General features: G+C 62.3%; 23 protein-coding genes. 20 read left to right on the top strand and 3 right to left on the bottom strand.

What is annotated here, in order from left to right; all coding sequences use genetic code 11:
- The first annotated feature begins 12 nt into the window (after positions 1-12).
- Together TQ98_RS11650 and infA are read left to right on the top strand one after the other, a co-directional pair.
- A complete protein-coding gene (locus tag TQ98_RS11650) occupies positions 13-720 on the top strand; it encodes an arginyltransferase (protein ID WP_044872833.1) in 708 nt (235 codons plus the stop codon).
- 101 nt (positions 721-821) lie between these two features.
- On the top strand, positions 822-1,040 hold the full coding sequence (gene infA, locus TQ98_RS11645) for a translation initiation factor IF-1 (protein WP_016492441.1): 219 nt from the start codon (positions 822-824) through the stop codon (positions 1,038-1,040).
- 53 nt (positions 1,041-1,093) lie between these two features.
- Here infA and clpA read toward each other — a convergent pair whose 3' ends face one another.
- Complete coding sequence (gene clpA / locus TQ98_RS11640; RefSeq protein ID WP_044872834.1) at positions 1,094-3,364, bottom strand: ATP-dependent Clp protease ATP-binding subunit ClpA; 2,271 nt, start codon at positions 3,362-3,364, stop codon at positions 1,094-1,096.
- 28 nt (positions 3,365-3,392) lie between these two features.
- Complete coding sequence (gene clpS, locus TQ98_RS11635) at positions 3,393-3,755, bottom strand: ATP-dependent Clp protease adapter ClpS (RefSeq protein WP_044872983.1); 363 nt, start codon at positions 3,753-3,755, stop codon at positions 3,393-3,395.
- A gap of 231 nt (positions 3,756-3,986) precedes the next feature.
- Between clpS and cspD the strand changes: the two genes are divergently transcribed.
- On the top strand, positions 3,987-4,250 hold the full coding sequence (gene cspD / locus TQ98_RS11630; RefSeq protein ID WP_044872984.1) for a cold shock domain-containing protein CspD: 264 nt from the start codon (positions 3,987-3,989) through the stop codon (positions 4,248-4,250).
- A 68-nt stretch (positions 4,251-4,318) separates the two neighbouring features.
- Here cspD and icd read toward each other — a convergent pair whose 3' ends face one another.
- A complete protein-coding gene (gene icd / locus TQ98_RS11625) occupies positions 4,319-5,575 on the bottom strand; it encodes an NADP-dependent isocitrate dehydrogenase (protein ID WP_044872835.1) in 1,257 nt (418 codons plus the stop codon).
- Between the two features lie 355 nt (positions 5,576-5,930).
- Here icd and TQ98_RS11620 point away from each other — a divergent pair, with 355 nt between their 5' ends.
- The 17 genes from TQ98_RS11620 (at position 5,931) to nuoF (ending at position 25,310) form a co-directional block, all read left to right on the top strand.
- Positions 5,931-8,159 carry an NADP-dependent isocitrate dehydrogenase gene (locus TQ98_RS11620; RefSeq protein ID WP_044872836.1) on the top strand — a complete coding sequence of 743 codons (2,229 nt, stop codon included), beginning with the start codon at positions 5,931-5,933 and terminating at the stop codon, positions 8,157-8,159.
- A gap of 100 nt (positions 8,160-8,259) precedes the next feature.
- A complete protein-coding gene (locus TQ98_RS11615) occupies positions 8,260-8,703 on the top strand; it encodes an NUDIX hydrolase (RefSeq protein ID WP_044872837.1) in 444 nt (147 codons plus the stop codon).
- Between the two features lie 54 nt (positions 8,704-8,757).
- Positions 8,758-9,876 carry a tRNA 2-thiouridine(34) synthase MnmA gene (mnmA, locus tag TQ98_RS11610; RefSeq protein WP_044872838.1) on the top strand — a complete coding sequence of 373 codons (1,119 nt, stop codon included), beginning with the start codon at positions 8,758-8,760 and terminating at the stop codon, positions 9,874-9,876.
- Positions 9,873-10,493, top strand: coding sequence for a high frequency lysogenization protein HflD (gene hflD, locus TQ98_RS11605; protein WP_044872839.1), 621 nt, complete (start codon positions 9,873-9,875; stop codon positions 10,491-10,493). Before mnmA ends, hflD begins: the two co-directional genes overlap by 4 nt.
- 110 nt (positions 10,494-10,603) lie before the next feature.
- Complete coding sequence (gene purB, locus TQ98_RS11600) at positions 10,604-11,974, top strand: adenylosuccinate lyase (protein WP_103103139.1); 1,371 nt, start codon at positions 10,604-10,606, stop codon at positions 11,972-11,974.
- Positions 11,975-12,034: 60 nt separating this feature from the next.
- A complete protein-coding gene (locus TQ98_RS11595) occupies positions 12,035-13,201 on the top strand; it encodes a cupin domain-containing protein (protein WP_044872842.1) in 1,167 nt (388 codons plus the stop codon).
- On the top strand, positions 13,194-13,619 hold the full coding sequence (locus tag TQ98_RS11590) for a GNAT family N-acetyltransferase (RefSeq protein WP_044872843.1): 426 nt from the start codon (positions 13,194-13,196) through the stop codon (positions 13,617-13,619). The genes TQ98_RS11595 and TQ98_RS11590 overlap by 8 nt, the downstream gene beginning before the upstream one ends.
- 8 nt (positions 13,620-13,627) lie before the next feature.
- Entirely contained in the window at positions 13,628-14,257 is a 630-nt protein-coding gene (locus tag TQ98_RS11585; protein ID WP_044872844.1) for a hypothetical protein, read from the top strand.
- The gene (locus tag TQ98_RS11580) at positions 14,254-15,063 is read left to right on the top strand and encodes a secretin N-terminal domain-containing protein (protein WP_044872845.1); all 810 of its coding nucleotides are present in this window, start codon (positions 14,254-14,256) and stop codon (positions 15,061-15,063) included. Before TQ98_RS11585 ends, TQ98_RS11580 begins: the two co-directional genes overlap by 4 nt.
- Before the next feature lie 509 nt (positions 15,064-15,572).
- The gene (locus TQ98_RS11575) at positions 15,573-17,168 is read left to right on the top strand and encodes an isocitrate lyase (protein WP_044872846.1); all 1,596 of its coding nucleotides are present in this window, start codon (positions 15,573-15,575) and stop codon (positions 17,166-17,168) included.
- Positions 17,169-17,321: 153 nt separating this feature from the next.
- Positions 17,322-17,921 (top strand): murein L,D-transpeptidase catalytic domain-containing protein, encoded by a 600-nt coding sequence (locus tag TQ98_RS11570; RefSeq protein ID WP_044872847.1) that lies wholly within the window; start codon positions 17,322-17,324, stop codon positions 17,919-17,921.
- 119 nt (positions 17,922-18,040) lie between these two features.
- A complete protein-coding gene (locus TQ98_RS11565) occupies positions 18,041-20,035 on the top strand; it encodes a PhoX family phosphatase (RefSeq protein WP_044872848.1) in 1,995 nt (664 codons plus the stop codon).
- A gap of 490 nt (positions 20,036-20,525) precedes the next feature.
- Positions 20,526-20,939 carry an NADH-quinone oxidoreductase subunit A gene (locus TQ98_RS11560; protein WP_044872849.1) on the top strand — a complete coding sequence of 138 codons (414 nt, stop codon included), beginning with the start codon at positions 20,526-20,528 and terminating at the stop codon, positions 20,937-20,939.
- Between the two features lie 10 nt (positions 20,940-20,949).
- Entirely contained in the window at positions 20,950-21,627 is a 678-nt protein-coding gene (locus tag TQ98_RS11555; RefSeq protein ID WP_044872850.1) for an NADH-quinone oxidoreductase subunit B, read from the top strand.
- Between the two features lie 62 nt (positions 21,628-21,689).
- Positions 21,690-23,471: an NADH-quinone oxidoreductase subunit C/D gene (gene nuoC, locus TQ98_RS11550; protein ID WP_044872851.1), complete on the top strand. Its 1,782-nt coding sequence runs from the start codon at positions 21,690-21,692 to the stop codon at positions 23,469-23,471.
- Position 23,472: 1 nt separating this feature from the next.
- The gene (nuoE, locus tag TQ98_RS11545) at positions 23,473-23,967 is read left to right on the top strand and encodes an NADH-quinone oxidoreductase subunit NuoE (protein WP_044872852.1); all 495 of its coding nucleotides are present in this window, start codon (positions 23,473-23,475) and stop codon (positions 23,965-23,967) included.
- On the top strand, positions 23,964-25,310 hold the full coding sequence (nuoF, locus tag TQ98_RS11540; protein WP_044872853.1) for an NADH-quinone oxidoreductase subunit NuoF: 1,347 nt from the start codon (positions 23,964-23,966) through the stop codon (positions 25,308-25,310). The genes nuoE and nuoF overlap by 4 nt, the downstream gene beginning before the upstream one ends.
- Positions 25,311-25,340 lie beyond the last annotated feature (30 nt).

Genomic DNA, 25,340 nt, shown 5'->3' with positions numbered 1-25,340 from the left:
CGGGGGTTCACCATGACCGAGTTGGCTCGTCTCAAGTTTTACGCCACTCAACCGCATCCATGCAGCTACCTGCCCGAGGAACAGGCAACCACTCTGTTCCTCGACCCCAGTCAGCCAATGGATGTGGATGTCTACGCGGAGCTGTCGGAAATGGGTTTCCGCCGCAGCGGGGACCACCTCTACCGACCGCACTGCCAGCGCTGCAATGCCTGTGTGCCAGCACGCATTCCCGCCGACCAGTTCATCCCCAATCGCCAGCAGAAGCGCATCCTCAAGCGCAACGCCGACCTGACGGTCACGGCCGTTCGCCCCGCCTTTACCGAGGAGTATTACGCGCTCTATGTCCGCTACATCGAGCAGCGCCATGCCGACGGCGACATGTATCCGCCCAGTCGGGACCAATTCTCCACGTTCCTGGTGCGCGACCTGCCCTTCTCCCGCTTCTATGAGTTCCGCCTGAATCGCGTTCTGAAGGCAGTCGCGGTTACGGATGTGCTGCCCAACGGGCTTTCTGCGGTCTACACCTTCTACGACCCCAGTGAGGAGCGGCGTAGCCTCGGTCGCTATGCGATTCTCTGGCAGATCGGGGAAACCGCACGCCTTGGCCTGCAGGCCGTCTATCTCGGCTACTGGATCAAGAATTGCAGGAAGATGAACTACAAGACCCAATACCGCCCGATCGAGCTGTTCGTCAATCAGCGCTGGGTGACGCTCAGCTGAAGCCCTTGGCGAGCAGTGCTGTTTTCGGGCACAATGCACGCCGTTTTTGCCCGCCGCCCTTTGCGGCAGGGCCCATCTCTGAATACCGAGGGCTTTACTGCATGTCGAAAGAAGACAGCTTCGAAATGGAAGGCACTGTCATCGACACCCTGCCCAACACCATGTTCCGTGTGGAGTTGGAAAATGGGCACGTCGTCACCGCGCACATTTCCGGCAAGATGCGCAAAAACTACATCCGCATCCTCACCGGCGATAAAGTTCGCGTCGAGCTGACGCCGTACGATCTGAGCAAGGGCCGCATTACCTACCGCGCCCGCTGATCGGATAGTCACAAAAAAGCCCGGCAATTGCCGGGCTTTTTTGTGGGTGGCCGTCAGGCCATTTCTGCCGTGGTTTCGAACTCGAAGTCGAGTTCTCCGTCCTTGACGTCGACGTGCACCAGGCCGCCGTGCTCGGCCAGCTCACCAAACAGGATCTCCTCCGCCAGCGGCCGCTTGATCTTGTCCTGAATCAGACGAGCCATGGGGCGAGCGCCCATTTGCGCATCGTAGCCGCGCTCGGCCAGCCAGCCACGCGCTTCGTCACCGACAACCAGCTGCACACGCTTGTCTTCCAACTGCGCCTGAAGTTCGGTTAGGAACTTGTCCACGACGCTCTTGATCACTTCGTGGCTCAGACGGCCAAACTGGATGACGGTGTCCAGGCGGTTGCGGAACTCCGGCGTGAAGCTCTTGCGAATAACTTCCATGGCATCCGAGGAGTGATCCTGCAGGGTGAAGCCAATGGAGGCCCGAGCGGCCGTTTCAGCGCCGGCGTTGGTGGTCATGATCAGGATCACGTTGCGGAAGTCCGCCTTGCGACCGTTGTTGTCGGTCAGCGTGCCGTGGTCCATCACCTGCAGCAGCAGGTTGAAGACTTCCGGGTGAGCCTTCTCGATCTCATCCAGCAGCAGCACGCAGTGCGGCATTTTGGTGATCGCCTCGGTCAGCAGGCCGCCCTGGTCGAAACCGACGTAGCCGGGAGGCGCACCGATCAGGCGCGAAACAGTGTGCCGCTCCATGTATTCGGACATGTCGAAGCGCACCAGTTCGATACCCATGGCCTTCGCCAGCTGACGCGCCACTTCCGTCTTGCCAACGCCTGTCGGACCAGCGAAGAGGAAGGAACCTACCGGCTTGTCCGGCGCCTTGAGGCCGGCACGGGACAGCTTGATCGCGGTGGACAGGGAATCGATAGCCGCATCCTGGCCGAACACCGTCAGCTTCAGGTCACGCTCCAGATTACGCAGCAATTCCTTGTCGGAACTGCTGACGTGCTTCGGAGGAATCCGCGCAATCTTGGCGACAATGTCTTCCACCTGGGCCACTTCGATGCGCTTGGCACGCTTCTCTTCCGGCTGCAGGCGCTGATAGGCACCGGCTTCGTCGATCACGTCGATGGCCTTGTCCGGCATATGGCGATCGTTGATGTAGCGAGCCGCCAATTCGGCCGCGGCACGCAGCGCCTCATCGCTGTACTCGATGTGGTGGTGCTGCTCGAAGCGCGCCTTGAGCCCCTTGAGGATGCCCACGGTGTCTTCGACCGACGGCTCGGTGACATCAACCTTCTGGAAGCGTCGCGCCAGGGCGCGATCCTTCTCGAAGATGCCGCGGAACTCCTGGAAGGTGGTGGAGCCAATGCAACGGATCTCACCGGAGGACAGCAACGGCTTGAGCAGGTTGGACGCATCCATCACACCACCGGACGCCGCACCGGCACCGATGATCGTATGGATTTCGTCGATGAACAGGATGGCATGCGGACGCTTGCGCAATTCATTGAGCAACGCCTTGAAGCGCTTCTCGAAATCGCCGCGGTACTTGGTACCTGCCAGCAGTGCGCCGAGGTCCAGGGAGTAGACCACACTGTCAGCCAGCAGGTCCGGCACCTGATTATCGACGATGCGCTTGGCCAGGCCTTCGGCAATGGCGGTCTTGCCCACGCCGGCCTCACCCACCAGAAGCGGATTGTTCTTCCGGCGGCGGGCGAGAATCTGGGCGACGCGTTCCACCTCGTTCTCGCGCCCCACCAACGGATCAATGCGCCCCATGCGGGCCAGTTCGTTCAGGTTGCTGGCATAGGCATCCAGCGGATGACCGGAGGAGGAAGACTCCCCGCCCTCCTCGTCCTGCATCTCCTGATCGTGATCGTGCTGCTCGCCATGACCAGGCACCTTCGAGATGCCGTGGGCGATGTAATTGACAACATCGATCCGGGCCACACTCTGCTGCTTCAGCAGGAAAACGGCCTGGCTCTCTTGCTCACTGAAGATGGCCACCAGCACGTTGGCACCCGTCACTTCACGCTTGCCGGAACTCTGCACATGGAACACCGCACGCTGAAGCACGCGCTGGAAGCCGAGCGTCGGCTGCGTTTCGCGATCTTCATCGTGCTGCGGGATCAGCGGCGTTGTGGAGTCGATGAACTCCTGCAGGTCGTGACGCAGCTTGTCCATATTTGCGCCACATGCACGCAGTACAGTGGCAGCGGCTTCGTTATCCAGCAGGGCGAGCAGAAGATGCTCGACCGTCATGAATTCGTGACGCTTGGCGCGGGCCTCCTTGAAGGCAAGATTGAGGGTGACTTCGAGCTCGCGGTTCAACATGGCTTCACCTCATACCCAAGCGGCGGCGTTAACCGTCCTTCTCGATCTCACAGAGCAGCGGGTGCTGGCTCTCTCTCGCATATTGATTGACCTGCATGGCCTTGGTTTCGGCAATGTCGCGAGTGAACACGCCACAAACCGCCCGGCCCTCCGTATGCACGGTCAGCATGATCTTGGTGGCCAGTTCCCGGTTCATCCCGAAGAACGTTTCGAGCACCTCGACCACGAAATCCATAGGGGTGTAGTCATCGTTAAACATCACCACCTTATACATAGGTGGCGCCTGCAGGGCCGGCTTGGCCTCCTGCACTGCCAGGCCGGTGGAGTCGTCCTCATGATGCTGCGGACCGTCCTGATTGAATGTTAGTCGAATCTGGCTGCTTGCATGCATGCTGGAAATAAAGGTCATGGAGTGGAAGAAAAACGGTCGTTGAAAAGACTTTGATCCGCTTCTCAGGCGATGCGGACAGCGCCTTGACTAACGGCAAAACGGTGTTACAACCAGTGGATACCCGTCTTCGGGTATCAGGGGTTCCACGTGCGCGGCCAGTGAGGCCTCCAAGGCGTGGAGTCGAAGTGGATGATACTCCAGTGATGGAGTCCTTTGCAGAGGGATATCAGCATGCTTAGCGGTAAGGTCAAGTGGTTCAACAACGCCAAAGGCTATGGATTTATCCTTGCCGATGGCCGAGATGAGGACCTGTTCGCCCACTACTCGGCCATCCAGATGGACGGCTATAAGACGCTAAAGGCTGGACAGCCGGTAAGCTTCGATATCATTCAGGGTCCGAAAGGGCTGCATGCCGTGAATATTCGCCCGGTCACGGCAACCACCGAAGCACCCGCCGCTATCAGCCAACCCCAGGGCAGCACAGTAGAAGTTTGAGCCCCTGCAATATTTGGGCATAAAAAAGGCCGGTCAGTTGACCGGCCTTTTTGTTTCCGCTTTCAGGCTCACATGTGGGCGATGATCGCATCCCCGAACTCGGAGCAGGACAGCAGCTTGGCGCCATCCATCAGTCGCTCGAAGTCGTAGGTCACGGTTTTCGCGGCAATGGCGCCGTTGGTGCCCTTGATGATCAGGTCAGCCGCTTCGGTCCAGCCCATGTGGCGCAGCATCATCTCGGCGGAGAGGATGACCGAGCCCGGATTCACCTTGTCCTGGCCAGCGTACTTCGGCGCGGTACCGTGGGTGGCCTCGAACATGGCAACGGTGTCAGACAGGTTGGCACCGGGGGCGATACCGATGCCGCCCACCTCAGCCGCGAGGGCGTCGGACAGGTAGTCGCCGTTCAGGTTCAGGGTGGCAATCACATCGTACTCGGCCGGGCGCAGCAGAATCTGCTGCAGCATGGCGTCTGCGATCACGTCCTTGACCACAATGTTCTTGCCGGTGCGCGGGTTCTTGAACTGCATCCACGGGCCGCCGTCCAGCAGCTCGGCACCAAATTCGTCACGGGCGATTTCGTAGCCCCACTCCTTGAAGGCACCCTCCGTGAATTTCATGATGTTGCCCTTGTGGACGATGGTCACAGAGCTGCGATCGTTGTCCACGGCGTACTGCAGGGCCTTGCGCACCAGGCGCTTGGTGCCGTCCAGCGATACCGGCTTGATGCCGATGCCGCAGTTTTCGGTGAAGCGGATCTTCTTGACGCCCATTTCCTCGGTGAGGAACTTGATGACTTTCTCAGCCTCGGGGCTGCCAGCCTTCCACTCGACGCCGGCATAGATGTCTTCGGAGTTCTCGCGGAAGATCACCATATCCACGTCACCAGGCTTCTTGACCGGGCTCGGCACGCCTTCGAACCAGCGAACCGGACGCTGGCACACGTAAAGGTCCAGCTCCTGGCGCAGCGCAACGTTCAGGGAACGGATGCCACCACCCACCGGCGTGGTCAGCGGGCCCTTGATGGAAACCACGTAGTCACGCACGGCTTCCAGGGTTTCCTTCGGCAACCAGGTGTCCTGGTCGTAGACCTGGGTAGCCTTCTCGCCTGCGTAGACCTCCATCCAGGAGATCTTGCGACTACTGCTGTAGGCCTTGGCGACAGCCGCGTCCACGACCTTGATCATGACCGGGCTGATGTCGACGCCAATGCCGTCACCCTCAATGAACGGGATGATGGGGTTGTTCGGTACATTCAGGGACATATCTGCATTGACGGTGATTTTGTCACCGGCTGCCGGCACCTGGATCTTTTGGTATCCCATGCTGAACTCCGTGTTGTGGTTGAACCCTGTTGCAGCCCTTGAGGGTAGACCAGTTGATCGGTCATCGACCAGATGTTCCTTAGTCGAACGTGAGTGCCGGGCTCCCATCGCGCAATACGGTGGTATAATGCGCGCCGTGACTTGACAGTCATCGGGGTCCGGGCGGTCTGGCACCAGACTCACCCTCCTCGTGGCGATGAAACTATTACCCCGGTTCCATCGCGCAAAGCTCTACTGGCGCTCCATTACCCCCGCGGCAATTCTCGGCCGAGCTCAACATCGACATTGAGCGAGTGCGTCACCAGTGCGCTTCGAGAGTCTGTGCACGCCCAGAAAAGAAGAGAGTAAATCGCTAATGTCCAACCGTCCGAAGATAACCTACACCTTCACCGACGAAGCCCCCGCGCTCGCCACCTACTCCCTCCTCCCCATCGTCAAAGCCTTCGCAGCCTCCGCCGACATCGACGTCGAAACCCGCGACATCTCTCTTGCAGGACGCATCCTCGCCACCTTTGCTGACAAGCTCGACGCCGACAAGCGCATCGAAGATGACCTGGGTTACCTGGCAGTCCTGGCCACCGCGCCGGACGCCAACATCATCAAGCTGCCGAACATCAGTGCTTCCGTACCCCAGCTCAAGGGCGCCATCGCCGAGCTGCAAGCGCTGGGCTATAGCGTTCCGAACTTCCCGGAAGACCCGCAAACCGACGAAGAGAAGGAAATCCGCGCCCGCTACGCGAAGGTACTGGGCAGCGCCGTGAACCCGGTTCTGCGCGAAGGCAACTCCGACCGCCGCGCTCCGGCCGCCGTGAAGGCCTACGCCCGCAAGCACCCGCATTCCATGGGCAAGTGGAGCATGGCCTCCCGCTCCCACGCTGATTACATGCGTGGCGGCGACTTCTTCTCCAGCGAGCAGTCCATCACCATGGGCAAGGCTGGCGACGTGCGCATCGAATTCGTCGGCAAGGACGGCAAGGTCGAGGTCAAGAAGCAGCTCTCCCTGCAGGACGGCGAAGTCCTGGACAGCATGTTCATGAGCTGCCGCAAGCTGCGTGATTTCTTCGAGGCGACCCTGCAGGACTGCAAGGAATCCGGCGTCATGTGGTCCCTGCACGTCAAGGCGACCATGATGAAGGTCTCCCACCCGATCGTCTTCGGCCACGCCGTGACCGTCTACTACAAGGACGTGTTCGACAAGTACGGCGAGCTGTTCAAGGAACTGGGCGTCAACCCGAACAACGGCATCAGCAGCGTCTACGACAAGATCAAGGCCCTGCCCGCCTCCCAGCAGGAAGAAATCCTGCATGACATTCACGAGGTCTACAGCCACCGCCCGGAAATGGCGATGGTCGACTCCGTGAAGGGCATCACCAACCTGCACATCCCGAGCGACGTGATCGTCGACGCCTCCATGCCGGCCATGATCCGCAACTCCGGCCAGATGTGGGGCAAGGATGGCAAGCAGAAGGACACCAAGGCGGTGATGCCGGAGAGCACCTACGCCCGCATCTACCAAGAGATGATCAACTTCTGCAAGACCAACGGCGCCTTCGACCCGACCACCATGGGCACCGTGCCGAACGTCGGCCTGATGGCCCAGAAGGCCGAGGAATACGGTTCCCACGACAAGACCTTCGAGATGACCGCCGACGGCACCATGCGCGTCGTGGCTGCCGATGGCACCGTGCTGATGCAGCACGAAGTGGAAGCCGGCGACATCTGGCGCGCCTGCCAGACCAAGGACGCCCCGATCCGTGACTGGGTCAAGCTGGCCGTTACCCGCGCCCGTCTGTCCAATACCCCGGCCATCTTCTGGCTGGACCCGGAGCGCGCCCACGACCGCGAACTGCGCAAGAAGGTCGAGCTGTACCTGCAGGACCACGACCTGACCGGTCTGGACATCAGCATCAAGGGCTACAACGAGGCCATCCGCACCAGCATGGAGCGTCAGCTGCGCGGCCAGGACACCATCTCGGTGACCGGCAACGTACTGCGCGACTACCTGACCGACCTGTTCCCGATCATGGAACTGGGCACCTCGGCCAAGATGCTGTCCATCGTTCCGCTGATGGCGGGCGGCGGCATGTACGAGACCGGGGCCGGCGGCTCCGCTCCGAAGCACGTACAGCAGCTGGTTGAAGAAAACTACCTGCGCTGGGATTCCCTCGGCGAGTTCCTGGCCCTGGCCGTTTCCCTGGAAGAAACCGGTATCAAGACCGGCAACGCCAAGGCCAAGGTCCTGGGCAAGACCCTCGACGAAGCCACCGGCAAGCTGCTGGACAACAACAAGTCCCCGGCGCGCAAGGTTGGCGAGCTGGACAACCGTGGCAGCCATTTCTACCTGGCACTGTACTGGGCCCAGGCCCTGGCCGCGCAGAACGAAAACGCCGAACTGAAGGCGCACTTCGCTCCCCTGGCCAAGACCCTGACCGAACAGGAAGCGACCATCGTCGCTGAGCTGAACGGCGCCCAGGGCAAGGCTGTGGACATCGGCGGCTACTACCGTTCGAACCCGGAGCTGACCAGCCAGGTGATGCGCCCCAGCACCACCTTCAACGCTGCAATCGACGGTCTGCTGGCTTAATCGCCACAGCGCTGTAAAAGAAACCCCGGGCATTGCCCGGGGTTTCTTTTTTCTGCCTGCCGCGCCGTATCATGGCGCCCCTTTTCCCGGAGCCCTCCCCATGACCTGGCAACCCCACATCACCGTCGCGACCATAGTCGAGGACCAGGGCCGCTTCCTTCTGGTGGAGGAACTGGCCAATGGTCGCGCCGTGTTCAACCAGCCCGCCGGCCACCTGGAAGCCGACGAAACCCTGCTCGAAGCGGCCGTACGTGAAACCTTCGAGGAGACCGGCTGGGAGGTCGAACTCACCGCCGTGACCGGCATCTACCTCTACACCGCCCCCAGCAACGGCGTGACCTACCAACGTGTCTGCTTCGCCGCCCGCCCCCTTCGCCACCATCCGGATCAGCCACTGGACGACGGCATCATTGGCCCGCGCTGGCTCACCCGTGACGAACTGCTCGCCGAACAAGACCGCTGGCGCAGCCACCTGGTCCTGCGCTGCATCGACGATTACCTGACAGGCGAGCGTTTCCCCCTCAGCCTGATCCGCGTCGCCTGAGCACCGCAGCCCTGATAGAATTCCGCTTTTGCTTACCAGTCAGTGCAGAGTCCCATGCGTGATCCAGCCAATACCCGCGTCATAGTCGGCATGTCCGGCGGCGTCGATTCCTCGGTTTCCGCCCTCCTGCTCCTCGAGCAGGGCTACCAGGTCGAAGGCCTGTTCATGAAGAACTGGGACGAGGACGACGGCACCGAGTATTGCACCGCCAAGGTAGACCTGGCCGACGCCCAGGCCGTCTGCGACCGCATTGGCATCAAGCTGCACACCGCCAACTTCGCCGCCGAGTACTGGGACAACGTGTTCGAGCACTTCCTCGCCGAATACAAGGCCGGCCGTACACCGAACCCGGACATCCTCTGCAACCGCGAGATCAAGTTCAAAGCCTTCCTCGACTACGCCCTGTCCCTCGGCGCCGACCTGATCGCCACCGGGCACTACGTGCGCCGCCGCGACATCGACGGCCGCACCGAACTGCTCAAGGGCCTGGACCCGAACAAGGACCAGAGCTATTTCCTGCATGCGGTGGGCGGCGAGCAGATCGCCCGCACCCTGTTCCCCGTGGGCGAACTGGAAAAGCCGGAAGTACGCGCCATCGCCGAGAAATATGGCCTGGCCACCGCGAAGAAGAAGGACTCCACCGGGATCTGCTTTATCGGCGAGCGTCGATTCACCGACTTTCTCAAGCAGTACCTGCCCGCCCAGCCGGGAAACATCGAAACCACTGAAGGCGAGGTCATCGGCCGCCACCACGGCCTGATGTACCACACCATCGGCCAGCGCCAGGGCCTGGGCATCGGCGGCATGAAGGACGCCACAGACGATCCCTGGTACGTCCTAGCCAAAGACCTCTCCCGCAATGTGCTGATCGTTGGTCAGGGTAACGAGAACCCCTGGCTCTTCTCCCGCGCCCTCAAGGCGACCGAGATCTACTGGGTCAACCCCGTCGACCTTGGCCAGCCGCGCAGGCTCAAGGCCAAGGTGCGCTATCGTCAGAGCGACCAGCCCTGCACCCTGGAAAAGACCGCCGACGGGTACATCGCGGTATTCGACGAGCCCCAGCGCGCCGTCACCCCGGGCCAGTCCGTGGTCTTCTATGATGGCGAAGTCTGCCTCGGCGGCGGCGTGATCGAGACGACCGAACCCTGGGATGCGGGAGTCAAGCTTCCATGAACCAGACCCGCGAACAACTGGTCGCCCTGGGCGCGGTCTTCGAGGCTGCCGCTCTGGTGGACCGTCTCGCCAAGACCGGCCAGATCAGCGAACCACCGCTGGGCTGCATGCTCGGCAGCCTGCTGGTGCGCGACCCCAAGGACACCCTGGAAGTCTACGGCGGCGACGATTTCAACCTGCGGGAAGGCTACAAGGCCCTGGTCAGCGCCCTGGAGCGCGAGCCATCCAGCCTGCAACGTGAGCCCCTGCGCTACGCCCTCGCCCTGCTCACCCTTGAACGTCAGCTGGCCAAGCGCGGCGACATGCTGGAAGTGATCGGCAACCGCCTGGACCAGATCCAGCAGCAGGTACAGCACTTCGGCCTGGTGCACGACAATGTCATCGCCGCCTGCGCCAGTCTCTACCAAGACACCCTCAGCACCTTCCGCCAGCGGATCCAGGTGCACGGCGACATGCGACACCTGCAGCAATCCAGCAACGCCGCGAAAATCCGCGCCCTGCTCCTCACCGGCATCCGCGCCGCGCGCCTCTGGCGTCAGCTGGGCGGCAACCGCTGGCAGTTGCTGTTCAGCCGCCGCAAGCTGCTCAACGAGCTCTACCCCCTCCTTCGCGGCTGATCCCTACGCGCCATGTGTCGAATGACCGTGGCGCGGAAGCGGCGATCGGGACGAAAACCATGTATGATGTGCGCCCCTTTTTCGTTGACCGATTGTCCGAGAACGCACTCATGCAGCTTTCCTCGCTCACCGCGGTTTCCCCCGTAGACGGCCGCTACGCCGGCAAAACCAGCGCCCTGCGCCCGATCTTCAGCGAATACGGCCTGATCCGTTGCCGCGTCCAGGTAGAGGTCCGCTGGTTGCAGCGCCTTGCCGCCCATGCCGGCATCCCGGAAGTCGCGCCCTTCTCCGCCGAAGCCGATGCCCTGCTCGACCAGCTGGCCGAAAACTTCCAGCTGGAGCACGCCGAGCGCATCAAGGAAATCGAGCGCACCACCAACCACGACGTGAAAGCCGTGGAGTACCTGCTCAAGGAGCAGGCCGCCAAGCTGCCCGAACTGGCCAAGGTCAGCGAATTCATCCACTTCGCCTGCACCAGCGAGGACATCAACAACCTGTCCCACGCCCTGATGCTGCGTGAAGGCCGCGACCAGGTGATCCTGCCCCTGATGCGCCAGCTGGCCGACGCGATCCGCGACCTGGCCGTGCGCTTCGCCGACGTTCCCATGCTGTCCCGCACCCACGGCCAGCCGGCCTCGCCCACCACCCTGGGCAAGGAAATGGCCAACGTCGTCTACCGCCTGGAACGCCAGATCGCCCAGGTAGCGGCCGTGCCCCTGCTGGGCAAGATCAACGGCGCCGTGGGCAACTACAACGCCCACCTGTCCGCCTACCCGGACGTGGACTGGGAAGCCAACGCCCGCGAATTCATCGAAGGCGACCTGGGCCTGAGCTGGAACCCCTACACCACCCAGATCGAGCCGCACGACTACATCGCCGAGCTGTTTGACGCCATCGCGCGCTTCAACACCATCCTCATCGACTTCGACCGCGACGTCTGGGGCTACATCTCCCTCGGCTACTTCAAGCAGAAGACCATCGCCGGCGAGATCGGCTCGTCCACCATGCCGCACAAGGTCAACCCGATTGACTTCGAAAACTCCGAAGGCAACCTGGGGATCGCCAACGCCCTGTTCCAGCACCTGGCCAGCAAGCTGCCGATCTCCCGCTGGCAGCGCGACCTGACCGACTCCACCGTGCTGCGCAACCTCGGTGTCGGCTTCGCCCACAGCGTCATCGCGTACGAAGCAACCCTCAAGGGCATCAGCAAGTTGGAGCTGAACGCTCAGCGTATTGCTGAAGACCTGGATGCCTGCTGGGAAGTCCTGGCCGAGCCGATTCAGACCGTGATGCGTCGCTACGCGATCGAGAACCCGTACGAGAAGCTCAAGGAACTGACCCGCGGCAAGGGCATCAGCCCTGAGGCCCTGCAGACGTTCATCGACGGCCTGGACATTCCGGCCGAGGCCAAGGCTGAACTGCGCAAACTCACCCCTGCCAACTACATCGGTAACGCCGTAGCCCAGGCCAAGCGCATCTGATCAGCAGCGAACCAATGCACGCCCGGCTGTGCCGGGCGTTTTTATTTCAAAGGCTTAGATATGAATCCTGATACTCCTCTTCAACTTCTGGGCGGCCTGACCGCGCGCGAATTCCTGCGTGACTACTGGCAGCAGAAGCCGCTGCTGATCCGTCAGGCCATCCCTGGATTCGAAAGCCCCATCTCCCCCGACGAATTGGCAGGCCTCTCCCTGGAAGAGGAAGTCGAGTCCCGTCTGGTCCTGGAGCACGGCGAGCGCCCCTGGGAACTGCGTCGCGGCCCCTTTGCCGAGGACACCTACCAGAACCTGCCGGAGAAGGAATGGACCCTGCTGGTTCAAGCCGTTGACCAGTTCGTCCCGGAAGTCGCCGAGCTGCTGGAGCACTTCCGTTTCCTGCCCAGCTGGCGCATCGACGATGTGATGATCAGCTTCGCCGCCCCCGGTGGTGGTGTAGGGCCGCATTTCGACAACTACGATGTCTTCCTGCTCCAGGGCCACGGCCGCCGTCGCTGGAAGATCGGCCAGATGTGCGACGCCGACAGCGCCCTGCTGCCCCACGCCGATCTGCGCATCCTCGCCGACTTCCAGCAGACCGAAGAATGGGTGCTGGAGCCCGGCGACATGCTCTATCTGCCACCGCGCCTGGCCCACTTCGGCATCGCCGAAGACGACTGCATGACCTACTCCGTGGGCTTCCGCGCCCCCAGCGCCGCCGAAGTGCTAACCCATTTCACCGACTTCCTCGCCCAGTTCCTGCCGGACGAGGAGCGCTACAGCGACGCCGGCAGCGCTCCCGTCAGCGACCCGCACGAGATCCAGCGTGACGCCCTCGATCGCCTCAAGACCCTGCTCGCCGAGCACATGAGTGACGAGCGCTTGCTGCTCACCTGGTTCGGCCAGTTCATGACCGAGCCGCGCTACCCCGAGCTGGTGGCCGGCGCGGACGTGGAAGAAGACGACTTCCTGGCCGCGATCGAGGATGGTGCCGTGCTGGTGCGCAACCCGAGCGCCCGCCTGGCCTGGTCCGAGGTCGACATCGGCCTGGTGCTGTTCGCCAGCGGCCAGAGCCGACTGCTGCCAAGCAACCTGCGCGAACTGCTGAAGCTCATCTGCGCAGCTGACGCACTGCATCTTGAGAATCTCGGCCAATGGCTGGCCGACGACGAGGGGCGTAAGCTTCTTCTGGAACTGATCAAGCAAGGAAGTCTGGAGTTTGCCGATGAGTGAGATACACGTCCGCGTTGCCGACTGGCAGAAGGACAATGCCGACCTCCGCCGCATCCGTGAAGCCGTATTCATCGCCGAGCAATCGGTCGCGCCGGAGCTGGAGTGGGATACCGAAGATGCGGACGCCGTGCACTTTCTCGCCTTCGAGCGGGACTATGCTATCGGCACCGCCCGCCTGCTTCCCGACGGCCATATCGGCCGTGTCTCGGTGCTCAAGGACTGGCGTGGACTGAAGGTCGGTGACCGCCTGTTGCAGGCCGCCATCGCAGAAGCCGAACACCGTGGTCTGAAGCGTCAGATGCTGTCCGCCCAGGTCCATGCCACCGCGTTCTATGAACGCCACGGCTTCAAGATCGTCAGCAGCGAATTCCTCGAGGCTGGCATCCCTCACGTGGACATGGTGCGCGAAAGCCAATAGAGGCCCAGATGAACGAAAACGCCCCGGAACCCGCTGAGAACGACGTCGAATTACCGGCCATCGAGTTCCAGTCGCCGGGGCGTTTCAGCGTTCACAACCCAGGCCCGGCCCAGCCCGAATCCTCCAACTGGGAGCCAGCTCCCTTCGCCCTCGGCAGCCACGATCACCTGGAGCGTTTCAGTACCCCGGACCAGGCCCGCGCCCATGCCCTGGCGCTGATGCAACAGGCTCGCCGCCACCTCTGCATCTACAGCCCTGACCTCGAACCCTGGCTCTATCACAACAGCGCCATTCAGCACGCCTGTACGCGCTTCCTGATCAGCGACCCGAAATGCCAGCTGCGCATCCTGGTTCGCGACCTGAGCCGCGCCGTGAAAGAAGGCCACCGCCTGCTCAACCTGAGCCGGCGCCTTTCCAGCAATTTCCAGATTCGCCGGATCAACCCCGACCATCCCTCGGAGGAGCTGGCCTATCTCATCGCCGACGACCGTGGCCTTCTGGTTCGCCCCGAACCCGACCAGTTCGCCGGCTACACCCTGTACAACGACCCCGGAAGAACCCGGCTGCAGCAGACCCGCTTCGACCAGGCCTGGGACACGAGCATTACCGACCCTGATTTGCGGAGTTTCCTGATATGACCCCACGCGCGCTGTTCGCCGCCCTCCTCCTGCTGGTCTGCCTGCCGCTGCAGGCGGCGACGGAGCTCATCCAGCTGCGCTATCGCACAGCGGACGAGCTGCTGCCGACGGTGGAGTCGGTGCTGGGCAACGAGGGCCGCGTCAGCGCCTATGGCAACCAGCTGATCGTCAATGCCGAGCCGGCGAAGATCGCCGAACTGCGCAACCTGCTCGAACAACTGGACAGCCGCCCCCGGCGCCTGCTGATCAGCGTCGACACCAGCGACAGCAATTTCCAGAGTGATCGGGGTTACTCAGTGAATGGCACAGCCAGCGCTGGCGGCGTGGAGGTCCACTCCGGGCGCGGCGAGGTGAACGGCCGCGACCAGGTGCGCATCATTCGCCGCAGCACCGACAGCCGCGGCGCCGGCGTCCAGCAAGTGCAGACCACCGAAGGCTATCCGGCCCTGATTCAAGTGGGCCAGAGCGTGCCCATCACCACCACCAGCTCCGGCCCCTACGGTGAGCTCTACAGCAACACCGAGTACCGCAACGTCACACGCGGCTTCTACGTCACGGCCACCGTCTCTGGCGAACTTGTGCACGTCAGCATTTCCAGCAACCGCGACCGCCTCAACAGCAATCAGCCTGGCGTGATTGACGTGCAGAGCACCGACACCAAGGTCAGCGGCCGCCTCGGCGAGTGGATCACCATCGGCGCGGTGAACGAGGACAGCCAATCCGACCAGAGCGGCTTCCTGCGCCGCCGCACCACCCAGGGCCGCGAAGATATGACCCTCCGTCTCAAGGTCGACGCGGTCGACTGATCGCGCTTTTTTCGACCGGTCAGTCCCCTCCTAAAGTCTTATGTAGTAGTCAAAAAAAAACACTACAAAACGATTGACGAACACTTGTTTGAAAGAGCAAGATGGCCTCGCTCCCGCTAGCCAGGGGCTCTGAAAAGGGCCTCCGGATCGCGCTCCCAGCCAACCAGCCGAGCCGATCCGTGTTGCGACAGCCCATAAGGCAGTGCGACGAGGTTGCGACTGGAACGAAGTTGTCCTGAGGGACGGGGAAGCACCAGCAACAATCGCAAGATCGAAGGCAGTGCCCGGCAGATCGCCCAACGGTTACCACGAACCGGCAAGTGATCGAAGAGCGCAAAACCACCCGACGATCGCGCGAGCGTGTGCAGTTCATCACCCTACCTTCAGCTCCACCTCCCTCCAGTCCATCCTTCGCGCGCTGCGGTGAGCAACCCGCAATTACCTTCAGAAAGCAGGTTTTTGAGTGGGTAAGCCGGTGCTCAACCAATACACACTTTGAAGGATTGACCATGTCCGCATATCAGAACGACATCAAGGCCATTGCCGCACTGAAAGAAGTGAACGGTAACAGCTGGAGCGCTATCAACCCCGAGTCGGTTGCCCGCATGCGCGCCCAGAACCGCTTCAAGACCGGTCTGGATATCGCCAAGTACACCGCAGCCATCATGCGTAAGGACATGGCCGAGTACGACGCTGACTCCTCCGTTTACACCCAGTCCCTGGGCTGCTGGCACGGCTTCATTGGTCAGCAGAAGCTGATCTCCATCAAGAAGCACCTGAAGACCACCAACAAGCGCTACCTCTACCTGTCCGGCTGGATGGTTGCCGCGCTGCGCTCCGACTTCGGCCCGCTGCCCGACCAGTCCATGCACGAAAAGACTGCCGTTTCCGGCCTGATCGAAGAGCTCTACACCTTCCTGCGCCAGGCTGACGCCCGCGAACTGGACCTGCTGTTCACCGCGCTGGACGCCGCCCGCGCCGCTGGCGACAAAGCCAAGCAGGACGAAATCCAGGCTCAGATCGACGGCTACGAAACCCACGTTGTACCGATCATCGCTGACATCGACGCCGGTTTCGGCAACCCGGAAGCCACTTACCTGCTGGCCAAGAAAATGATCGAAGCGGGTGCCTGCTGCATCCAGATCGAAAACCAGGTGTCCGACGAGAAGCAGTGCGGCCACCAGGACGGCAAGGTGACCGTTCCGCACGAAGACTTCCTCGCCAAGATCAACGCTGTTCGCTACGCCTTCCTCGAGCTGGGCGTTGACGACGGCGTGATCGTTGCCCGTACCGACTCCCTGGGTGCCGGCCTGACCAAGCAGATCGCCGTGACCAAGCAACCGGGCGACCTGGGCGACCAGTACAACTCCTTCCTGGATTGCGACGAAATCAGCCCGGCCGAACTGCAGAATGGCGACGTGGTGATCAACCGCGGTGGCAAGCTGCTGCGTCCGAAGCGTCTGCCGAGCAACCTGTTCCAGTTCCGCAAGGGCACCGGCGAAGACCGCTGCGTCCTGGACTGCATCACCTCGCTGCAGAACGGCGCCGACCTGCTCTGGATCGAAACCGAGAAGCCCCACGTTGGCCAGATCAAGGGCATGGTTGACCGCATCCGTCAGGTCATCCCGAACGCCAAGCTGGTGTACAACAACAGCCCGTCCTTCAACTGGACCCTGAACTTCCGTCAGCAAGTGTTCGATGCGTTCGTCGCCGAAGGCAAAGATGTTTCCGCCTACGACCGCACCAAACTGATGAGCGTCGAGTACGACGAAACCGAACTGGCCCAGGTTGCAGACGAGAAGATCCGCACCTTCCAGCGCGACGGTTCGGCCCACGCCGGCATCTTCCACCACCTGATCACCCTGCCGACCTACCACACCGCCGCGCTGTCCACCGACAACCTGGCCAAAGGGTACTTCGCCGACCAGGGCATGCTGGCCTACGTCAAAGGCGTACAGCGTCAGGAGCTGCGTCAGGGCATCGCCTGCGTCAAGCACCAGAACATGGCTGGCTCCGACATCGGCGACAACCACAAGGAGTACTTCGCTGGCGAAGCTGCTCTGAAGGCGAGCGGTAAAGACAACACCATGAACCAGTTCCACTAAGCGGAACTGCCACCGGCCGACCACGCATCGGCTGGACATGGCGAGTCAAGGAACCCCGGTGCTTGCACCGGGGTTTTCTTTTGTCTCCTCCACGGCGGGTTGCCAGGCCGCTGCGCATACTTAGAATCGGCACAAATCCGAGGAGACCCGGTCGTGGCGCGAACCCTGCTCTTGATACTGCTGCTCATCTCCCCCGCGCTGCACGCCGGCGACCTGGAACTGCTGGTCTCCCAGCCTTCCCTGGACGAAATCCTCAGCGCGCTCAAGCGGAACCGGCACCCGCACTTTGCCGTGATCGACTATGGCCGCCCTTCCACCCTGCCGCGCTTCTATCTGTTCGACAGCCGCAGCCACGCCCTGCTGGCCAGCTTCCGCGTCGCCCATGGCAAGGGTTCGGACCCAGACCACGACAGTATCGCCGACAGCTTCTCGAACGCCCTCGGCAGTCGCGCCACGTCCCTTGGCCTGTTCCGCACCGCCGAGGTCTTCGACAGCGACGAACCGGGCCACGGCCGCTCCATGCGCCTGCTCGGACTCAGCCCCAGCAACAGCAATGCGGAGGAACGCGCCATCGTCATCCACGCCAACGGCTACATGGAGGACGATTTCATCCGCAAGCACGGGATACCTGGGCGCAGCTACGGCTGCATGGTCCTGGCCAGCAACGACCGAGACCGGGTAATCGAGCAACTGGAAGGTGGCGCGCTGATCTTCTCCATCGATCAGAGGCCCCAGGCGCTTACACACCGATGAAGGTCGGGGGACTGTGCAACAGTTCCCATGCAACAGCATCTCCATCCTACTGTCACCGTTCCGTCGCCTTTAGACATTAGCGTCAGATCTCCGTCGATTCGCCTGCATGGAGATCCACCTTGAATCAACACAACGAGAATGCCGTGCTCTTTGGCAACGGCGACGAGCTTCCCAGCAACCCCACAAACAACCCGCACATCAATGACCTGATCGGTGGCCTCAGCCGCCGCCAAGTGCTGGTTGGTGGGGCCACCATGAGTGCCCTTGCCTTCCTCGGCGCCGCCCTGCCGGGCGACGCCATGGCCGCCGACACCCAAGCCAGCGGACTCCCGTTCAAGCGGCGCTCGCGCCTGCCCTTCGACGCCATCCCCACTGGACGTGCGGACACCATCAGCGTTCCTCCGGGCTACAAGGCCACACCCTTCATTCCGTGGGGCACCCCGATCACCGGACGCTACCCGGCCTTCCTCGACGACGCGAGCAACAGCGCGCAGGACCAGGCCGAGCAGACCGGCATGCACCATGACGGCATGCACTTCTTCCCCATCGACGCTCGTCGCGGCCCGGGCATGCGCTCCGACCACGGCCTGCTGGTGCTCAACCACGAATACATCGACGCCCCGCTGCTGCACCCCAACGGCCCGACCGTGGTAGGCGGCAAGCGGGTCAGCGCCGAGGAAGTGCGCAAGGAAATCAACGCCCACGGCGTTTCGGTCGTGGAAATCCGCAGAAATGTAGTGGGTGATTGGGAAGTAGTGCCCAGCAGCCGCAACCGCCGCATCACCGCCGCCACGCCGATGGAAATCACCGGCCCGGCCCGCGGCCACAAACTGCTGCAGACCCGCTACAGCCCGACCGGCACCGCCACCCGCGGCACCCAGAACAACTGTTCCAACGGCTTCACGCCTTGGGGCACCTACCTGACCTGCGAGGAAAACTGGTCCGGCTACTTCGCCACCCGTGACGCGGACCTGCCGCGGGAACTCAAGCGCTATGGCTTGCGGAACGCCAGCCGCTTCGGCTGGGAAACCCTGGCCGGCGACGAGTTCGAGCGCTTTGACGCCACCCGCAAGGCCGCTGAAGCCAAGGACGACTATCGCAACGAACCGAACCACTTCGGCTGGATCGTCGAGATCGATCCCTTCGACCCCGACTCCACACCCGTGAAGCACACCGCCCTTGGCCGCTTTGCCCATGAAGGTCTGATCTTCGCACCGGTGAAACCGGGCCGCCCCGTGGTCTGCTATTCCGGCGACGACTCCCAGAACGAGTACATCTACAAGTACGTCAGCCGCGACAAGTACCGCCCGGGTCAGGCCACTAGCCGCCTGCTGGACGAAGGCACCCTCTATGTCGGCCGCTTCAACGCTGACGGCAGTGGCGACTGGCTGCCCCTGAGCCTCGACGACAGCAACTTCCGTAAAGCCTGCCAGGCCGCCGGCGTCACGTTCGCCGACCAGGGCGAAGTGCTGATCAACACCCGCCTGGCCGCCGACATCGTCGGCGCCACCCGCATGGACCGTCCCGAGTGGGGCGCGGTGAACCCGGAAAATGGCGAGGTCTACTTCACCCTCACCAACAACACCGCCCGCACCACCGCCGATGCGGCCAACCCCCGCGTCGCCAACGCCTACGGCCACATCATCCGCTGGCGCGAGAACAGCCGCGACCACGCCGGCAACCGCTTCGACTGGAACATTTTCCTGCTCGCCGGCCCGGCAACCGACAGCCGCGGTCCCGACGGCAAGGCCCTGGGCGCCCAGAACATTCTCGCCAGCCCGGACGGGCTCTGGTTCGACGATGAAGGCCGCCTCTGGATCCAGACCGACATGAGCGGCAGCCAACTGAGCGCCGGCCCCTTCGGCAACAACCAGATGCTGGTAGCCGATCCGCGCAGCGGCGAGCTGAAACGCTTCCTGGTCGGCCCCCTGGGCGCAGAAGTGACCGGCATCAGCGCCACGCCGGACTTCCGCACCCTGTTCGTCAACATCCAGCACCCGGGCGAGGGCTCCACCGCCACCAACCTGCTCAGCACCTGGCCGGACGGCCCGGGCAAGCGCCCCCGCTCTTCCACCGTCGTGATTACCCGCGAGGACGGGCGCCGGCTCCTCTGACCCCTCGAGGCTCTTGGCCGACCCACTCGGGTCGGCCATTTTTTCTTACGGGAATTTAGGACGCGAGAGCAAAAACAAATGGATTTGTCGCAATTATGAAAGAGCTCCGAATAACAACTTTGGGCCGTGCCGAGGATATTTGATTAGGCAATTTCTTACTTCTGCAGGGCAATTTCCGTGTAGTGACTAATTAACCACCAATCAAACGCTAATGACTATCATTAAGGCACCTGGATCGACCTCATCTGCGACATAAGGCCGCAATCAGACCAAGGCCTAAGGAAATCCTGAAAGTCCCGTCACTCGTGGCCTGCAGACGAGCACGCAGCTCAAAAACGGGCTCCGCGGGCAATTTTTTGGCGTGAAAAATTTACTTGCACACCCGGTCAGGCATAAAATTGTCGGAATCGATTGCCAGGGCATCATTGATACCCTGCATTAAACCTTTAAACACAAGAGAACGCCGTTCCTTGTCTTAAGGAGTTCCGGCATGTCGGAAGCTACTGCCATCATGTCCCACAACTGGGGTTTTGCTGTTTTCCTGCTTGGTGTCGTCGGCCTCTGCGCCTTCATGATCGGTGTGTCGAGCCTCCTGGGCAGCCGCGCCATCGGTCGCAGCAAGAACGAACCCTTCGAATCCGGCATGCTCCCCACCGGCACCGCTCGCCTCCGTCTCTCCGCCAAGTTCTATCTGGTCGCGATGCTCTTCGTGATCTTCGACGTCGAAGCCCTCTTTCTCTTCGCTTGGTCCGTTTCCGTCCGTGAAAGCGGTTGGGCCGGTTTTATCGAAGCAACCATTTTCATAGCAATTCTGTTGGCAGGTCTTGTCTACCTTTGGCGCATCGGGGCGCTTGATTGGGCTCCCGAAGGTCGTCGCAAGCGGCAGGCGAAGCTAAAACAATGAGGCTTTGGCGATGCAATATAAACTTACTCGGATCGATCCGGATGCGACGTACGAGCAGTATCCGATCGGCGAACGGGAGACCGTTTCCGACCCGCTGCTAGAAGATCAGGTGCACAAGAACATTTTCCTGGGCAAGCTCGAAGATGTTCTCAGCAATGCAGTCAACTGGGGTCGCAAGAACTCCCTGTGGCCGTATAACTTCGGCCTGTCCTGCTGCTACGTGGAAATGACCACCGCCTTCACTGCCCCGCACGACATCGCGCGGTTCGGTGCGGAGGTTATTCGTGCATCACCGCGCCAGGCTGACTTCATGGTCATTGCCGGCACCTGCTTCATCAAGATGGCGCCGGTCATCCAGCGCCTCTACGAGCAGATGCTGGAACCCAAGTGGGTGATTTCCATGGGTTCGTGCGCTAACTCCGGCGGCATGTACGATATTTACTCGGTCGTTCAGGGCGTGGACAAGTTCCTCCCCGTGGACGTCTACATTCCCGGCTGCCCGCCCCGTCCGGAGGCGTTCCTGCAAGGCCTGATGCTGCTGCAGGAATCCATCGGCCAGGAGCGCCGCCCGCTATCCTGGGTCGTGGGGGACCAAGGCATCTACCGTGCCGACATGCCCTCCGAGCGAGAAAAGCGCCGCGAACAGCGTATTCAGGTCACCAACCTGCGCAGCCCCGACGAAGTCTGAGCCTGTTCTTCCCCGGAAGACCCCAGGCTCATTCTTTACGTTGACGAATAGCGACCGAGACCATGACTGCAGACACCGTTCTGTCCATTCCGCCTTACAAGGCAGACGACCAAGACGTCGTCGTAGAGCTGAACTCCCGTTTTGGCGCCGAAAGCCTGACCATCCAGTCGACCCGCACCGGCATGCCGGTGATCTGGGTCGCCCGTGACAAGCTGATCGACGTCCTCAAATTCCTGCGCAATCTCCCGCGCCCCTACGTCATGCTGTACGACCTGCATGGCGTGGACGAGCGCCTGCGCACCCAGCGCCGCGGCCTGCCGAACGCCGACTTCACGGTGTTCTACCACCTGATGTCGCTGGAGCGTAATAGTGACGTAATGATCAAGGTCGCCTTGTCCGAGGGCGACCTCAACCTGCCCACCGTCACCGGTATCTGGCCGAACGCCAACTGGTACGAGCGGGAAGTCTGGGACATGTACGGCATCACCTTCGCCGGCCATCCGCACCTGTCGCGGATCATGATGCCCAACACCTGGGAAGGTCACCCGCTGCGCAAGGATTACCCGGCGCGCGCCACCGAATTCGACCCCTTCAGCCTGACCCAGGCCAAGCACCAGCTTGAAGAAGAAGCCGCGCGCTTCCGCCCGGAAGACTGGGGCATGAAACGCCACGGCGAGAACGAGGACTACATGTTCCTCAACCTCGGCCCGAACCACCCCTCCGCCCACGGTGCCTTCCGCATCATCCTGCAACTCGACGGCGAAGAGATCGTCGACTGCGTGCCGGAAGTCGGTTACCACCACCGCGGTGCCGAGAAAATGGCCGAGCGCCAATCCTGGCACAGCTTCATTCCGTACACCGACCGTATCGATTACCTCGGCGGTGTGATGAACAACCTGCCGTACGTTCTCGCGGTCGAGAAGCTCGCCGGCATCAAGGTGCCGCAGCGCGTCGATTTCATCCGCGTGATGATGGCCGAGTTCTTCCGGATCACCAGCCACCTGCTGTTCCTGGGTACCTACATCCAGGACGTGGGCGCCATGACCCCGGTGTTCTTCACCTTCACCGACCGCCAGCGTGCCTACAAGGTGATCGAAGCCGTTACCGGCTTCCGCCTGCACCCGGCCTGGTACCGCATCGGCGGCGTCGCCCACGACCTGCCTCGCGGTTGGGATGGGCTGGTCAAGGAATTCGTCGAATGGCTGCCCAAGCGCCTCGACGAGTACGAAAAGGCCGCCCTGAAGAACAGCATCCTGCGTGGCCGTACCATCGGCGTGGCCCAGTACAACACCAAAGAAGCCCTCGAGTGGGGCGTCACCGGTGCTGGCCTGCGTTCCACCGGCTGCAACTTCGACCTGCGCAAGGCCCGCCCCTACTCCGGCTACGAGAACTTCGAGTTCGAAGTTCCGCTGGCCCACAACGGCGACGCCTACGACCGCTGCATGGTCCGCGTGGAAGAAATGCGCCAGAGCGTCCGCATCATCGACCAGTGCCTGAAGAACATGCCGGAAGGCCCGTACAAGGCGGATCACCCGCTGACCACGCCGCCGCCGAAAGAGCGCACGCTGCAGCACATCGAAACCCTGATCACCCACTTCCTGCAGGTTTCCTGGGGCCCGGTCATGCCGGCCAACGAAGCCTTCCAGATGATCGAGGCGACCAAGGGCATCAACAGCTACTACCTCACCAGCGACGGCAGCACCATGAGCTACCGCACCCGGATCCGGACGCCCAGCTTCCCCCACCTGCAGCAGATCCCCTCGGTGATCCGCGGCAGCATGGTGGCAGACCTGATCGCCTACCTGGGCAGTATCGACTTCGTAATGGCTGACGTGGACCGCTGATATGAGCACCCTTATCCAGACCGACCGTTTCGTTCTCAGCGAAACCGAGCGCTCGGCCATCGAGCACGAAATGCATCACTACGAGGACCCGCGCGCGGCGTCCATCGAAGCCCTGAAAATCGTCCAGAAAGAGCGTGGCTGGGTGCCGGACGGCGCCGCTGACGCCATCGGCGAGATCCTCGGCATCCCTGCCAGCGACGTTGAAGGCGTGGCGACTTTCTATAGCCAGATCTTCCGTCAGCCAGTGGGCCGCCACGTGATCCGCGTGTGCGATAGCATGACCTGCTACGTCGGCGGCCATGAGTCCGTCGTGGCCGAGATGCAAAAGCAACTCGGCATCGGCCTCGGCCAGACCACCACCGACAATCGCTTCACCCTGCTGCCGGTCTGCTGCCTGGGCAACTGCGACAAAGCCCCGGCCGTGATGATCGACGACGACACCTTCGGCGACGTCCAGCCCAACGGCGTTGCCAAGCTGCTGGAGGCCTACGAATGAAGACCCTGACGTCCATCGGACCGGCCAACCGCATCAGTCGCAGCGAAGAAACCCATCCGCTGACCTGGCGCCTGCGCGAAGACGCACAGCCGGTATGGCTGGAGGAATACCAGCAGAAGAACGGCTATGCCGCTGCCCGCAAGGCCCTGACCGAAATGGCCCAGGCCGACATCGTGCAGCAGGTCAAGGACTCCGGCCTCAAGGGCCGCGGCGGTGCGGGCTTCCCCACCGGCGTGAAGTGGGGCCTGATGCCGGCTGACGAATCCATGAACATCCGCTACCTGCTGTGCAACGCGGACGAAATGGAACCCAACACCTGGAAGGACCGCATGCTGATGGAACAGCTGCCCCACCTGCTGGTGGAAGGCATGCTGATCTCCGCGCGCGCCCTCAAGGCCTATCGTGGCTACATCTTCCTGCGTGGCGAGTACGTCGACGCGGCGAACAACCTGAACCGCGCTATCGAGGAAGCCAAGGCCGCCGGCCTGCTGGGCAAGAACATCCTCGGCAGCGGCTTCGACTTCGAGCTCTTCGTCCACACCGGCGCAGGCCGCTACATCTGTGGTGAAGAGACCGCACTGATCAACTCCCTGGAAGGCCGCCGCGCCAACCCGCGCTCCAAGCCGCCCTTCCCCGCCGCTGTCGGCGTCTGGGGCAAGCCCACCTGCGTCAACAACGTCGAGACCCTGTGCAACGTGCCGGCAATCGTCGCCAACGGCGTAGACTGGTACAAGACCCTCGCCCGCCCGGGCAGCGAAGACATGGGCACCAAGCTCATGGGCTTCTCCGGCAAGGTGAAGAACCCCGGCCTCTGGGAACTGCCCTTCGGCGTCCCTGCCCGCGAACTGTTCGAGGACTACGCGGGTGGAATGCGCGACGGCTACAAGCTGAAGGCTTGGCAGCCCGGCGGCGCCGGCACCGGTTTCCTGCTCCCCGAGCACCTGGACGCCCCCATGTACGCAGCCGGCATCGCCAAGGTGGGTACCCGTATGGGTACCGGCCTGGCGCTGGCCGTGGACGACAGCATCAACATGGTCTCCCTGCTGCGCAACATGGAAGAGTTCTTCGCCCGTGAGTCCTGCGGCTGGTGCACTCCCTGCCGCGACGGCCTGCCCTGGAGCGTGAAGCTCCTGCGCGCCCTGGAACGTGGCGAAGGCCAACCCGGCGACCTGGAGACCCTGGAGCAGCTCGTCGGCTTCCTCGGCCCAGGCAAGACCTTCTGCGCCCACGCACCGGGCGCTGTCGAGCCGCTGGGCAGTGCGATGAAGTATTTCCGTCCGGAGTTCGAGGCAGGCATCGCCCGCCAGATTCCGGCAGCGCGACCGATTCCTGTCGGCGCCTGAGAAGAAGAATTCGCGCAGCGGCGGCCGCTC

The organism is Pseudomonas sp. LFM046 (assembly GCF_000949385.2).
Classification (GTDB): domain Bacteria; phylum Pseudomonadota; class Gammaproteobacteria; order Pseudomonadales; family Pseudomonadaceae; genus Metapseudomonas.
Note: the sequence above shows the minus strand (reverse complement) of the source record. Positions and strands in the feature narration are given on the sequence as shown.